Below are 13,511 nucleotides of genomic sequence, written 5' to 3'. Positions count from 1 at the left end.
AAATGCAATATTAAATAATCCAGAAGCAACAGCAGAAGAAGTAGAAAATGCGATAGCAGATTTAACTAAAGCGATAGCTGGATTAGAAACAAAACCAGAAAATACTGTAGATAATACTACTCCTGTAAAATCTGGTGCAGCTAAAACGGGCGATGATACTGTAATTATAATTTTTGTCAGTTTATTAGTGTTTACAGGAATTGGGTTAATTAAAATCTTAGCTGATAAAAAGAAAGTTTAATAAATAAAGGGATTTGATTAACCAGTAAATGGTGTATCAAATCCCTATTTAGTTACTTGTTTTTTCAACTGTAAATGCTGAAATTGTATCATAGATATAACTTTCGTCTATTTTATCACACATAATAATAATACTGTCACTAGCCTTTAAATATGTGTCACCGTGAGGAATAAATTCTTGTCCATCTCGGCGTAATGCAACAATTAAGCAATGATTTGGCCAATTAATATCTTTGATTAAATGATTATCTAGATATGAATCTACCTGAATCATAAAATCTAATAATACTTTTTCACCAACTCCTTTAGGAATAGGAAGATTTCGTTTTTTTAATAAATTCTCTAATAAACTTTCATAAATTGGTTTAGATTTCATTAAATCGGCAACAACATAAGCAACGATAGTTACAATAGTAATTGATAGCAAATGACTTAATGAACCAGTCATCTCGAATATTAAAATAATTCCAGTTACAGGAGCCCTAACTATCGCTGTGAAATAACCAGCCATTGCTAATAAAATAAAGTTATTAATATAGATTGGATCTAAATTCAGATAATTCACTGCGCCATGCCCAAATAATCCACCAATTAAACAGCCAATTACAAGTAATGGAAAGAAAATCCCACCTGGAGCACCAGAACCAAAGCAGGTTATTGCAAAAATAAATTTACCAATTAGTAACAATATAATCATTATAACAGTTAATTTACCTTCAGTGAGTAAATCAACTAAAGTATCACCACTTCCTAATAATTGAGGAATTAAAAAACCTAGTATTCCTGAAATAATGAAAGGGATTAACAATTTATTAAATGTAGATATTTGTTTGTGACGACTATAAAGATTTTGTACATATAAAAGTGCTTTATTATAAAAAGCTCCTGCTAATCCTAAAATAACCCCTAAGATTAAGACCATCCAATAATATTCTTGAGGTAAGGCTCCTGCTAAATTAAAAGAAAAGACAGGTTCCATTCCTAAAATATTACTCATTACATAGTCTGAGGCAACAGATGAAGCCATAACTGAAATTAATAAAGGAGCAGAAAAATGTTTATGTACTTCTTCTAATGCAAACATGACACCGGCTAATGGTGCATGAAAAGCAGCTGCTAAACCAGCACTTGCTCCACATGTAAGTAAATAACGTTCTTCAGTTTTTCCTCTTTTAAATATTTTCCCTATCCCTTTTCCAACCATTGCCCCTAGTTGAATGGATGGACCTTCACGTCCTAATGCTAAACCACAAAAGTTGGTTAGAAATCCCCCTGTAAATTTATTTATTAACACTCGCCACCATTTTGCATCAATTTTACCAGCAAGTTCTCCTTCTAATTGAGGTATCCCGCTACCAGATATTAAGGGTTCTTTATGTAGTAGTTTTGAAACAACATAAGCAATGATTATTAATGTGATGAACCAAAGAATGATAGTAATAATAGATTGCTTACAGTATGTTAGAATTTCTTGTAACCACATAGCACCGTTTGTAAGGCAAATCCGATATCCTACAATTACTAAACCTCCAAAGATTCCAACTAAAAGCCCCTCTATTAATAAAGTTAATTTGAATTGTTTGATATTTAAAATGTTGATAAAGTTTTTTTTCATTTATGTCCCTCATTTCGAGGATATTATAAACTATAGAGTTTAAAAATCAAAGTTGTTTTCAGATAAAAGTAAATATTGTTTTAATTAACGACAAAATATTGTACAATTAAAGAGGTGATGATAATGGACAAACGATCGGATGCAATAGAGACAGTTGTAGATGTCTTTAATGAAGCAATGGCAATACAAGAATTGTATCTTAAAAAAAGTAAATTTAAAGAATTATCAATGAGTGAAACTCATGTAATTGATGCAGTGGATAAGGCTGATTTTCCTTCTATGACAAATGTAGCTAAGATACTTAATGTTACAATGGGGACTCTTACAACAGCAGTAAAGAAAATTATTGAAAAAGGCTTTTTAATAAAGGAACGTTCTCAAACAGATCAACGTGTTTTTTATTTAAAATTGACGCCTAGAGGACATCAGGCCTTAGAAATACATGAACAATTTCATCAGGAACTAGCTGCTTTGTATAAGGCTGCGATCCCTGATGATCGTGTTGATTGGGTTTTTGAGACACTAAAGAAAATTAAAGTTGATTTAGATGATTACAAAAAAAAATTGGAACAGAAAAAATAATAAAGGAGCTAAAGTAATTTTACTTAAGCTCCTTTTAGCTAATGAATTAAAATATGTTAGTGGTAAAACACAAGTTTTAGTGTGCAATATTATTTAAATAATTCATTTAGCTGATTGCTTGCCATAACTAATAATGTTATAGATCTAGGCTGGTAAGATTCAATAATTTTTGTGCAAGTCATGATGGTATTACCAGAAGTAATTACATCATCAAAAATTATAACATCTTTGTTATATAATTGTTCTCCATCATTTATTTTGATAATTTTATTTACAAGAGAGCGATCAGTTTGTTTAGTTTGTTTATAGTCGTTAATTTTAAACAAACCTGTAAATATATTATCATTAAAAGATCTGGCTATCATTTCATTGGGGTTAAAGCCTCTTTTGATATTATCATGTTTACTACTTGGAATAATAGCTATTGTATGCTTATGATATTTACGCTTTAAATTAGGAAAAGAATTTAAAAAGGCATCTTTTAAAGCATAATCTCCTTGTCCTTTGTATTGAAATAAGATATTTTTAAAAAAATCATTATAATAATACAGAATAATTAAAGGATATCCATGATAATAGTGGTGACAATTATAAATGGCAAACTTATTAAGACATTTTAAGCATAGTGTTGGTTGATAAAGAAGATGATAAAGACTAGGGTATTTGTTTATATCATTGAAACAAATCAGACATTGTCTTTTTTGATTGTTTCGATACATTGTTTAATTGCTTTAGTCTTATAAGGCGTAAAGATACTGATTTTACCAGTTGGATAATTTTTATTACGCCCTACACGTCCACAGATTTGAATAAGAGTTGAAGAACTATAGATTGAATTATTACCATAAAGTATTATTACTTGAATATTTTCGATTGTTATACCTCGTTCTAAAATTGTTGTTGTAATCAATGCATCTATCTTTTTTGTTTTTAACTGATTGATTAATTGATGAACATTTTTAGTTCTTGAACTTACAGCTCTACTTTTAATTCCTAATATTTTAAAATATCTATAGGCGATAGCTGTTAACTTTATGGTCGGAACAAAGATTAAAACTGGTTTCTTTTCTTGTTTGTATGTTAAAACTAGTTTATAGGAAAGAAGATACATCATAAGGGGACTAGTAAGATAACATTTGGGAATATCTAAGGGATGACCATGGTAACGTTTAGACATTAATAAATCAGGTTCGTTAGATAAAGTTGCGGACATATAGATATAATTCCCTCTAATACTGTTTTTAAGAATATTTTCTAATACTTCATTATGAAGATAAGGGAAAGCATCTAATTCATCAAGTATTAGTAGATCAAAATAATTTGGATAACGATAAAGCTGATGGGTAGTACAAATAACAAATTGACCATCGATTTTTTCACTATGACCGCCATATACAGTTGTTATAGAGATGTTTAAAAATTGATTTTCTAATCTTTTAGCTAATTCTATAACTAATTCTTTTCTTGGGGTAGTGAAACAAACATTATGACCGAGATTTAAGGCATATTTAATTACAGCATAGGTTATCTCGGTTTTACCAGCACCACATACTGCTTTAAGGGTAGTGTTTAAATGGTGTTGATAACGATTTAATAAGTTATTTGATAATTCTTGCTGTAAAGAGGTAAGCTGATAGTTTAATTTATAATCAACTGATAAATTTGATTTTTTGTTTGTAACAGATATTGTTTTACCAGGTTGACCATATTTAATACATTTACGGCAATAGGTAATGTTGTTAAAAGTATAAAAATATTTTGGATCTTGATTCTTACATCGTGGACAGATCATCTTTTATCACCCACCTATATTGTAACTCAAAATAGGTCTTTTTTTGTCTCGAATTTATGCTTGATTTATCTTAGAAATGTCTTAATTTTATTTTGTTAAAATATGATAAAAAGAGCTATATTAATTTAAATATTTTCAAAATGGTACAAAGGATTAGAGGGATTTTGACAGAAATTTTAAAGAAAAAAAATTTGTCGAGTGAAAAGAATTCATATTTAAAAAAAATCATAATATACTAGCATTGACCATTGTTAAAGGGGTGAATTAGATGCAAGGAAAAGTGAAATGGTTTAACGCAGAGAAAGGTTTTGGATTCATTGATCGTGGTGAAGGTAAAGACGTTTTTGTTCATTTTAGTCAAATAGAACAAGATGGATATAAGACTTTAAATGAAGGTGAATTAGTTGAATTTGATCTTTATCAAAGTGAACGTGGAATGCAAGCTAAACATGTTGTTAAAGTATAAAACAGAGATATTTTCTCTGTTTTTTTCTTTGTTAATGATAAGAAGTTAAAAGAGTAAATAATTGGGGCTTTTAAATATATTTATAAAATGTTATAATACGGTAGACTAAAGCTATAAAAGAGGAGCGTATTTCATGGCAAGCAGAAAAGAAGAGATTAGAAAAGAAATAAAAAAGAAGAATGAAAAGGAAGGTCTTAATGCAGAAGCAGTAAATAATATTGTTGATTTACAAGACCAAACTGGTGAAGATATTAAGGTTGAAGATTTCCAGGGAATCTATAATGGAGAGGTTATTCCTTTTAGTACAACACCACATTCAACAAAGAAAAGTTTTGTTGGGCGCATTAAAGGAATCTTTGATGATGAAAATAAACAATTAAAAAAATTAGATAAAATGGCTGATGAAATCATAGCACTAGAATCAAAATATCAAGCAATGACTGATGAAGAATTGGCAAATAAAACAAATGAATTTAAAGAAGCTTTAGCTAACGGGAAAACATTGGATGATATTATAATTGATGCTTTTGCTACAGTTAGGGAAGCAGCATATCGTAAATTGGGATTGAAAGCCTTTAAAGTACAGTTAATGGGTGGTATTACTTTACATGAAGGTGACATTGCAGAAATGAAAACTGGTGAAGGGAAAACGTTAACATCAATTTTTCCTGTTTATTTAAATGCATTGACTGGAAATGGTGTTCATGTTGTTACTGTTAATGATTATTTAGCAGGTCGTGATGCTGAAAATAATGGGTTAGTATTTAACTTTTTAGGATTAACAGTTGGTTTAAATAAACGTGAACTAACACCAGCTCAAAAACAGGAAGCTCATGGTTGTGATGTTACTTATACAACTAATGCAGAGCTTGGTTTTGATTATCTAAGAGATAATATGGTAACTAAATTAGAAGATAAAGTATTAGTTAGAGGTTTAAACTATGCTTTAGTAGATGAGGTCGATTCAATTTTAGTTGATGAATCAAGAACTCCATTAATTATTTCTGGTGGACGTAAAAATACAGCTGCTTTATATTTACAAGCAGACCGTTTTGTTAAATCTTTAAAACAAGATGTTGATTATGAAGTTGATATTGAAAGTAAAACAGTTGCTTTAACACCTGATGGAATTGCTAAAGCTGAAAAAGGATTTAAACTAGCAAATCTATATGATCCACAACATACATCATTAGTTCACCATATTAATCAGGCATTAAAGGCTAACTATACAATGACTCGTGATGTTGAATATATGATTGCAACTGAAGATGGAAGTCGTGATATTAGAAATGCTAAAATCATGATCATTGATCAATTTACTGGTCGTGTTATGCCAGGTCGTGCTTATTCTGATGGACTACATCAAGCTATTGAGGCTAAAGAAGGTGTTCCAATCAAAGAAGAAACAGAAACTCGAGCAACGATTACATATCAAAATTTCTTTAGATTATTTAATAAGTTAGCAGGGATGACAGGAACTGCCAAAACTGAAGAAGAAGAATTTAGATTGATCTATAACATGAGAGTTATTGAAATTCCAACTAATAAACCAGTAATTCGTGATGATCGAAATGATAAAATCTACTCAACAAAAGTAAATAAATATAAAGCATTATGTGATGAAGTTGTAGCACGTAATTCGTATGGTCAACCAATACTGATTGGTACTGTTTCAGTAGAAACATCAGAAGTGTTATCAAGAATGTTGGATCGTAGAAAAATTAGACATAATGTCTTAAATGCTAAAAATCATGCTAAAGAAGCAGAAATCATTGAAAGAGCTGGTCAACGTGGTGCAGTTACTATTGCAACTAATATGGCTGGTCGTGGTACCGATATTAAATTAGGTGAAGGCGTTGCAGAAATTGGAGGTTTAGCAGTTATCGGTTCTGAACGTCATGAATCAAGACGTATTGATAATCAGTTAAGAGGTCGTTCTGGTCGTCAAGGAGATCCTGGTTATTCTGTTTTCTATGTTTCATTTGAAGATGATTTAATGGAGCGTTTTGCAGGGGAAAGACTAAAATCATTTACTGATTATTTAGAAGATGATCAAGCAATTGAAAATAAAGTTGTTAGTAAAGCAATTGAAAGTGCTCAAAAACGTGTTGAAGGTCAAAATTTTGATTCACGTAAACATATTCTTGAATATGATGATGTAATGCGTCAGCAACGTGAAATAATGTATAAAGAACGTGATGATATTATGTCAGAGGAGAATTTATCTGATATTGTTAAAGGAATGTTTAATCAAGCAATTGAGATGACAGTAAAACAATATACTAAAAATGATGGTAAGAGTGATGTGATTGATGTTGAGGGTGTAGTTGAATTTGTTGCTAAAAATTATATGTTGTTAGTTGAAATCGAACCTAGTAATTGTGAGGCATTAGTACATGAACCACAAAAATTGATTGAAACTCTTACTGATTTAGTATTTAATCAATATAATAGTCGTTTTAATACAGAATTAGAACCAGAAAAGAGATTACAATATGAAAGAAGTATTCTTTTAGGAGTAATTGATTATACATGGATCAATCATATCGATGCTATGACAAAATTACGTAATGGAATTTATTTAAGAGCTTATGCCCAAAAAGATCCATTAGCTGAATATACAGAAGAAGCATTCTATATGTTTGAACAAATGACATCTAGTATTGCTGATACTATTTCTCGTAATATTATTCATATGGGAATTCGTCCTGGTAGCGAAATTGAACAATCTATTCCACATTTAAAAATGGAACTTACTTTTAAATAGCAATGGAATTATATGAAATTAAAAATGGGCTTACTAAAGCCCATTTATTAATAAAAGAGTTTTATCATTCAATTGATATTGAAAGCTACCGTAGAGAAATAGAAGGACTTACTATTGTTACTGAGCAAGATGGATTTTGGGATGATGCTAATAAAGCTAAGATAACATATGATAAATTAAATAAAATGAAAAAAACAGTTGATCAATTTGATTTCTTAAATACAACATTGTCTAATCTTGATGAAACATATGATTTAGTAAAAAATACCGATGATCAAGAGTTTAAAGAAATACTTGAAAGTGATTATTTGACTTTTGAGTCAGAACTGGCAGAGTTTGAAAAGATGATGCTTTTATCCGGTGAACATGATAATTTAAATGCGATTATTGAAATTCATCCTGGTGCTGGAGGAACAGAAAGTCAAGATTGGGCAGAGATGCTTTTTAGAATGTATCAACGTTATAGTGCTAAAAAAGAATGGAAAATTGAAGTGCTTGATTACTTGGATGGTGATGTAGCAGGAATTAAGTCGGTTACAATGTTAATTAAAGGGGATAATGTTTATGGTCATTTAAAAGCTGAAAAAGGTGTGCACCGTTTAGTGCGCTTATCACCGTTTGATTCTGCAAAACGTCGACATACTTCATTTGCCTCAGTAGATGTAATGCCGGAATTTAATGATGAAATTGAAATTGATATTAAAAGTGAAGATTTAAAGATTGATACTTATCGTGCTAGTGGTGCGGGAGGACAACATATTAATAAAACTGATTCAGCTGTTAGGATCACGCATCTCCCTACTAATATAGTCGTTACATGTCAAAGTCAACGTAGTCAAATTAAAAATCGTGAACAGGCTATGATGATGCTTAAAAGTAAACTTTATCAGATGATGTTAGAAAAACAAGCGAATGAATTACAAGAATTAAAAGGGAAACAAAAAGAGATAGCTTGGGGTTCACAAATTCGTTCTTATGTTTTACATCCTTATTCATTAGTAAAAGATAATCGGAGCAATTATGAATCAAATAATCCCAAAGCAATTTTAGATGGGGAGCTTGATGGATTTATTTATGCCTATTTAAAGAGTGCCATAGGAGGTTAAGATGAAAAAACGCATTTATGAAACAATAATAATTATTATTGGTAACTTTATTTTAGCGATAGGTATATGTGCTTTTATTACGCCTGTGGGTCTTATTACTGGTGGGGCTTCAGGAATTGGAATTGCAGTTAAATCACTAACGGATATAAATATTTCATATACAGTTTATGCGATAAATATTATAATGTTTATCGTTGGCTACTTTTATTTTGGGAAGAAGTTTGCAATTGGAACATTATTAAGTACTTTATTATATCCAACTTTTTTAGCAGTTTTGGAAAAAATACCTCAATTAGCTAATATTACAGATGATGCGTTGCTTTCAACTTTATATGCAGGTCTTTGTATTGGGTTGGGATTGGGTCTTGTTTTAAGAGTGGGTGCTAGTACTGGGGGAATGGATATTCCGCCATTAATTGTTAATAAAAAAACAGGAATTTCAATTGCTTGGCTGATTAATATTTTTGATTGTGTAATTTTATTATTTCAGGTTATTTTTTGTCCTATTACAATTGAACAAGTTTTATATGGTATTACTGTCATTATTATAACAACTATTGTGATGGATAAAGTAATTATGCTAGGTGAGACGAAAGTTCAAGTAACAATTATTTCACCTAAGTGGCAGGAAATTCGTAAAATTGTATTTGATGATATAAATCGTGGCTGTACGCTTTTAAATGTTACTACTGGTTATTATCAAAAAAACCAGTTTGCAGTTATGTCCGTTGTTTCTAAGCGTGAATTACATCTTTTAAATGAAATGATATTAGATATTGATCCAACAGCATTTATTATTAGTAATGAAACACATAGTGTTAAAGGACGAGGGTTTACATTACCATCTATTGATTTATAAAAAAAGGAAATCTTTTAGTAAGATTTCTTTTTTTATCTGAGAAATTAGTTCATTTTTGCAAACTATCAATACTAGATTATTTATTTGGTTCAGTAGTTAAATCAATATAAAGTTCTACATGACCACAATTAGGACAATAACAGCTTTTAAGTTCAGAATTTGTTTTCTTTAAATTATCATCTTTTATGATTAATTCTAGATAGCTTAAAGTTGCAGTGCCATTGTCTTTTACATAACAATTAGTATTTAATTCAGTTTGGCAAATAGGACATTTCCTTTCCATATACTCACCTCTTTAATCTATATTGTAACATAAAAATATTGAGATAATAATATAATTATCCCCATATTTGTCAAAATGTGCTATAATGAGACTCGAAGTAATAGATACTTCAAGAATATTAAGTAAAAAGAAAGGAGATAGTCGAGAAAACGGCAAAATATATGATAAAACTTACCAATGTAACAAAAGTATATAAGACTGGGGTAAGAGCATTAAATAATATGAATCTTACAATTGAACCAGGTGAATTTGTATATGTTATCGGAACTACTGGTGCAGGAAAATCAACATTTATTAAATTGTTATATCGCGAAGAAAAAGCAACATCTGGAAAAGTAGAAGTTGTTGGTCGTGATGTATCAAAAATTAAAAATCGTAAGGTACCGTATTTCCGTCGTAATATTGGGGTAGTATTCCAAAACTTTAGATTATTACCTAAAAAGACTGTTTTTGAAAATGTGGCTTTTGCATTAGAAGTAATTGATACCCCTCGTGTTGAAATTCGTCGTCGGGTTAGAGCAACTTTAGAATTAGTTGGTCTTGAAGATAAAGTCAATTCTTTCCCGCATGAGTTATCAGGAGGTCAACAGCAAAGAGTTGCAATAGCAAGAGCAATTGTTAATAAACCAAAAGTATTAATTGCTGATGAGCCAACTGGAAATCTTGATCCAGAAACGTCAAAAGAAATTATTAATTTATTAGAAAGAATAAATGAACAACAGCATACTACTGTATTAGTTGTAACTCATGATAGTAAAATTGTTCAAGAACATAAAAAAAGAACGATTTTGATAGAAGATGGGTGTGTTAATGCAGATACAAGTTTAGGAGGTTATGAAATTTAATGAATGAATTAATTAGTTGTGTAAAAAATCTACCTAAACATTTTAAAACAGCATTACAAAATATTTGGCGAAATGGTGTAATGTCATTTTCTTCGATATTTGCAGTAACAATTACATTAGTTTTAATTGGAGTTATTGGAGTACTTGCCTTAAATGTCCAAGATATGAGCTCAAATATTGAAGAAGGTGTACGTATTTATGTTAAATTAGATCGTGATATTGATTCTAATGCTGAACTTGCTATTGGTGATGAAATAAAAGCAATCAAGGGAGTCAAAACAGTTACATTTTATACAAAAGACCAAGAGTTAGATAAATTAATTGAAAAACAAGGTGATGAAGGGGCACAGTTATTTGAATCATATCGTGAAGATAATCCTTTAGGTGCTGCTTATGAAGTAGAAGCAAAGGATCCCTCAAAATTAGCTGGTATTTCAAAGAAAATTAGTGATATTACAGGTGTGAAAACTGTTAATTATGGTGGTGAATCTACCCAGGATATGGTAAAAACATTGCAAACGATTCAAACAGGTGGAACTATATTTATTATAGGTTTAGCAATTGTTGCGTTATTTATGATTGCAAATACTATTAAAATCACTATTACCGCTCGTCAAACAGAAATCAGTATTATGAGAATGGTTGGTGCTAGTAACTGGTATATTAGAATTCCATTTATGTTAGAAGGGATGCTGATTGGATTATTTGGAGCAATTATACCAATTATTGTCTTAGTTTATGGTTATGGCATGATTTATGATTATGCTGGAGGAATGTTGATGTCAGCGATGTTAGCATTAAAAGAACCAATGCCATTTATTCGTGATTTCTCCTTAATTTTAGCAGCTCTAGGAGCTGGTGTAGGATTAATTGGAAGTTTTGTATCAATAAGAAGATTCTTAAAATTTTAAAAACATGTAAAAGCTTAATGTCATTAAGTTAAATGAATATAATTATAGAGGGTGAAGGAAATTATTATAAATTTTCTTTATCCTCTTTATTTTATTATCATTTCAAAAATTTTAATGAATTAAAAGCAGCAAAAAGGTTATTAAAGCTGTTAAAGTAGATATTTAAAATACTGAATATTTGTATAAGTGCAGATGCACAGTATTTGGGAGAACTGATAATTGAAATATGCATAGAAAACAGCTGGAAATATATAATTACATATAAAGAAGGAGCAATCGAATCAGCGGATGAGTATTATCAGACAGCTAAGGGGTATAATGAATGTGATAAAGGGAGTAAAAAGAATTATGAATATTATAATGAAATAAAGTACCAAGGTTATAAAATAAATATAGTAGAGATGAGATTAACAGATGAAGAAGGGAAAGCAACAAAGTTTGTATATGCAACAAATTTAAATATAATAGATAAAAACTGTAAGAAACGGATTAAACATGGGAGAAGAAGATGGAAAGAATAATAAGGAATTTAATGATTTAAAGAATCATGGATATAATATAAAAGATGCATACAACTATAATGAAAATGTAATGAAAGTATATATAGCCCTAGAGCTGATATCCCGTATAATATATTGTAACTGATAGAGCACTATGAACGAATAAAAGGAAGGTTTGAAACAATAAATAAACTGGGATATAAAGTAAAAGAGGCATTTAGAAATGAGGTTCTAAGTGCCGAAGACATAAGGAATATCAAGTGCCCTTTCCAAATAAGAAAGGAAATATCCTACTAATATAATCATGCCAGAGATTACTGATATCAACGACATTAATAATTTTTTTAAAGATAATAAAATAATAGGAGTCTTACACACTAAAAAGAGAATTAATTTTATCAAATAATATTTACTTATTAATAAATCATGAAGAATGCTTAAAATAAAAAATTTACTCGTCAATGCTAACCCAAGGGTAAATTGTATATAAAATTCTTTTTAAGTATCACAGTACTATTAATATATAGTTTACAAATGGATTTACATGCTTTAGAAACTGATTCAGATTCGTATTTATACTGATTTTATTTATATTGTACCTGCTGGCTTGCATGTTGATAGTCAAAAGAAATGTACAATTTATGGTAAATATGATTTTAGAATATCATATAAGTTAGAAGTAACAGTCAAATATAAATACAACGATCTTAATGGTAATCTTACGTCAATTATTGCATGGCCAAGTAAATATTATCCAATATCAAGTCGGTATACTGGTGAATATGATTATACAAGGGACACATTTACAGTTTAAATTTTGAAATATGGGGAGTTGAGCAGAAATGAAAAAATTTAATTAATAATATATTAGTTGTTATTATCGCCTTATTACAATTTGGATATCTATTAATGTTTTATTTAAAAAATCAATTGTATTTAAATGTCCTTACATCATCTATATCAAAGAGAGTATTTGAAAAACTGCAAACACATAATAAAGATGGTTAATATAATGGTCATTCTTCTTGTATGTATGGTTGTATTATATTACGGCAAAAAAAACAGGCTATTATTCGTAGTTTAGTTATAATATCAATGTATTTATAGCTAGTATAATATTTTATCTAATGTTCTTGAGAAACATCTATTACGATATATTAATAAATCTTTTAATTAGTATTGGATTATTAATCATTATTTTGATAATTACATTATTTAAGATTAGAAAACATATTTTTTAAAATGGGTAATGATTAGTAATAATAATTGTAAATATATTAGAAATATTGAATAATAAGTAAAATTGTAATAAAATAGTTTAAGATATATAAGTTTTGGATCATGAATTTCAAAGTTTTACTGTAGATAAAATTGATTATCACAATCTTTATTTAGAAAGGTTGTGATATCATTTTTTGATTGTTAATGACCCAAATTATTCACTTAGTTATTAATTGAGATTATAAATAGTAATTTTTTGTGTTGATCTATCAAGAATCAAAACTAGAAATAGAGTAGAAAAGGTTAATTATATACATGTATTTT

General features: G+C 29.3%; 14 protein-coding genes. 10 read left to right on the top strand and 4 right to left on the bottom strand.

Annotation, left to right across the window (positions count from 1 at the left end; all coding sequences use genetic code 11):
- Window positions 1-241 (top strand): hypothetical protein (locus ACLR9T_RS11775; protein WP_413109715.1); only part of this gene is annotated, 241 nt, incomplete at its 5' end.
- A 48-nt stretch (window positions 242-289) separates the two neighbouring features.
- Here ACLR9T_RS11775 and ACLR9T_RS11770 read toward each other — a convergent pair.
- Window positions 290-1,855 (bottom strand): ClC family H(+)/Cl(-) exchange transporter, encoded by a 1,566-nt coding sequence (locus ACLR9T_RS11770; protein WP_413109714.1) that lies wholly within the window; start codon window positions 1,853-1,855, stop codon window positions 290-292.
- A 123-nt stretch (window positions 1,856-1,978) separates the two neighbouring features.
- Between ACLR9T_RS11770 and ACLR9T_RS11765 the strand changes: the two genes are divergently transcribed.
- A complete protein-coding gene (locus ACLR9T_RS11765; RefSeq protein ID WP_413109713.1) occupies window positions 1,979-2,437 on the top strand; it encodes a MarR family winged helix-turn-helix transcriptional regulator in 459 nt (152 codons plus the stop codon).
- An 89-nt stretch (window positions 2,438-2,526) separates the two neighbouring features.
- Here ACLR9T_RS11765 and ACLR9T_RS11760 read toward each other — a convergent pair whose 3' ends face one another.
- Window positions 2,527-3,156, bottom strand: coding sequence for a ComF family protein (locus tag ACLR9T_RS11760; RefSeq protein ID WP_413109712.1), 630 nt, complete (start codon window positions 3,154-3,156; stop codon window positions 2,527-2,529).
- Window positions 3,123-4,229: a helicase-related protein gene (locus tag ACLR9T_RS11755; RefSeq protein WP_413109711.1), complete on the bottom strand. Its 1,107-nt coding sequence runs from the start codon at window positions 4,227-4,229 to the stop codon at window positions 3,123-3,125. The genes ACLR9T_RS11760 and ACLR9T_RS11755 overlap by 34 nt, the downstream gene beginning before the upstream one ends.
- A gap of 268 nt (window positions 4,230-4,497) precedes the next feature.
- Here ACLR9T_RS11755 and ACLR9T_RS11750 point away from each other — a divergent pair, with 268 nt between their 5' ends.
- From ACLR9T_RS11750 to ACLR9T_RS11735, 4 genes are all read left to right on the top strand, one after another.
- Entirely contained in the window at window positions 4,498-4,695 is a 198-nt protein-coding gene (locus ACLR9T_RS11750; RefSeq protein WP_413109710.1) for a cold-shock protein, read from the top strand.
- Between the two features lie 133 nt (window positions 4,696-4,828).
- Entirely contained in the window at window positions 4,829-7,462 is a 2,634-nt protein-coding gene (secA, locus tag ACLR9T_RS11745) for a preprotein translocase subunit SecA (RefSeq protein ID WP_413109709.1), read from the top strand.
- Window positions 7,463-7,464: 2 nt separating this feature from the next.
- Entirely contained in the window at window positions 7,465-8,568 is a 1,104-nt protein-coding gene (gene prfB / locus ACLR9T_RS11740; RefSeq protein ID WP_413109708.1) for a peptide chain release factor 2, read from the top strand.
- Window position 8,569: 1 nt separating this feature from the next.
- On the top strand, window positions 8,570-9,427 hold the full coding sequence (locus tag ACLR9T_RS11735) for a YitT family protein (RefSeq protein ID WP_413109707.1): 858 nt from the start codon (window positions 8,570-8,572) through the stop codon (window positions 9,425-9,427).
- A gap of 76 nt (window positions 9,428-9,503) precedes the next feature.
- Here the strand turns inward: ACLR9T_RS11735 and ACLR9T_RS11730 are convergent, their stop codons facing one another.
- Entirely contained in the window at window positions 9,504-9,710 is a 207-nt protein-coding gene (locus ACLR9T_RS11730) for a hypothetical protein (protein WP_413109706.1), read from the bottom strand.
- 161 nt (window positions 9,711-9,871) lie between these two features.
- Between ACLR9T_RS11730 and ftsE the strand changes: the two genes are divergently transcribed.
- The 4 genes from ftsE (at window position 9,872) to ACLR9T_RS11710 (ending at window position 12,780) form a co-directional block, all read left to right on the top strand.
- Complete coding sequence (ftsE, locus tag ACLR9T_RS11725) at window positions 9,872-10,555, top strand: cell division ATP-binding protein FtsE (protein WP_413109705.1); 684 nt, start codon at window positions 9,872-9,874, stop codon at window positions 10,553-10,555.
- The gene (gene ftsX, locus ACLR9T_RS11720; protein WP_413109704.1) at window positions 10,555-11,466 is read left to right on the top strand and encodes a permease-like cell division protein FtsX; all 912 of its coding nucleotides are present in this window, start codon (window positions 10,555-10,557) and stop codon (window positions 11,464-11,466) included. Before ftsE ends, ftsX begins: the two co-directional genes overlap by 1 nt.
- A gap of 203 nt (window positions 11,467-11,669) precedes the next feature.
- Window positions 11,670-11,987 carry a hypothetical protein gene (locus ACLR9T_RS11715; protein WP_413109703.1) on the top strand — a complete coding sequence of 106 codons (318 nt, stop codon included), beginning with the start codon at window positions 11,670-11,672 and terminating at the stop codon, window positions 11,985-11,987.
- A gap of 586 nt (window positions 11,988-12,573) precedes the next feature.
- A complete protein-coding gene (locus ACLR9T_RS11710) occupies window positions 12,574-12,780 on the top strand; it encodes a hypothetical protein (protein ID WP_413109702.1) in 207 nt (68 codons plus the stop codon).
- Window positions 12,781-13,511: the final 731 nt, after the last annotated feature.

The organism is Thomasclavelia sp. (genome assembly GCF_047249845.1).
Taxonomy (GTDB): domain Bacteria; phylum Bacillota_I; class Bacilli_A; order Erysipelotrichales; family Coprobacillaceae; genus Thomasclavelia.
This window is presented reverse-complemented; position numbering and strand designations above follow the sequence as displayed.

Bases quoted from the DNA above. Each gene is read 5' to 3' on its own strand.
- ftsE (WP_413109705.1), top strand. From the start codon at position 9,872: ATGATAAAACTTACCAATGTAACAAAAGTATATAAGACTGGGGTAAGA.
- ACLR9T_RS11770 (WP_413109714.1), bottom strand. From the start codon at position 1,855: ATGAAAAAAAACTTTATCAACATTTTAAATATCAAACAATTCAAATTA.
- ACLR9T_RS11750 (WP_413109710.1), top strand. From the start codon at position 4,498: ATGCAAGGAAAAGTGAAATGGTTTAACGCAGAGAAAGGTTTTGGATTC.
- ACLR9T_RS11765 (WP_413109713.1), top strand. From the start codon at position 1,979: ATGGACAAACGATCGGATGCAATAGAGACAGTTGTAGATGTCTTTAAT.
- ACLR9T_RS11730 (WP_413109706.1), bottom strand. From the start codon at position 9,710: ATGGAAAGGAAATGTCCTATTTGCCAAACTGAATTAAATACTAATTGT.
- ACLR9T_RS11735 (WP_413109707.1), top strand. From the start codon at position 8,570: ATGAAAAAACGCATTTATGAAACAATAATAATTATTATTGGTAACTTT.
- ACLR9T_RS11755 (WP_413109711.1), bottom strand. From the start codon at position 4,229: ATGATCTGTCCACGATGTAAGAATCAAGATCCAAAATATTTTTATACT.
- secA (WP_413109709.1), top strand. From the start codon at position 4,829: ATGGCAAGCAGAAAAGAAGAGATTAGAAAAGAAATAAAAAAGAAGAAT.
- ACLR9T_RS11760 (WP_413109712.1), bottom strand. From the start codon at position 3,156: ATGTATCGAAACAATCAAAAAAGACAATGTCTGATTTGTTTCAATGAT.
- prfB (WP_413109708.1), top strand. From the start codon at position 7,465: ATGGAATTATATGAAATTAAAAATGGGCTTACTAAAGCCCATTTATTA.
- ftsX (WP_413109704.1), top strand. From the start codon at position 10,555: ATGAATGAATTAATTAGTTGTGTAAAAAATCTACCTAAACATTTTAAA.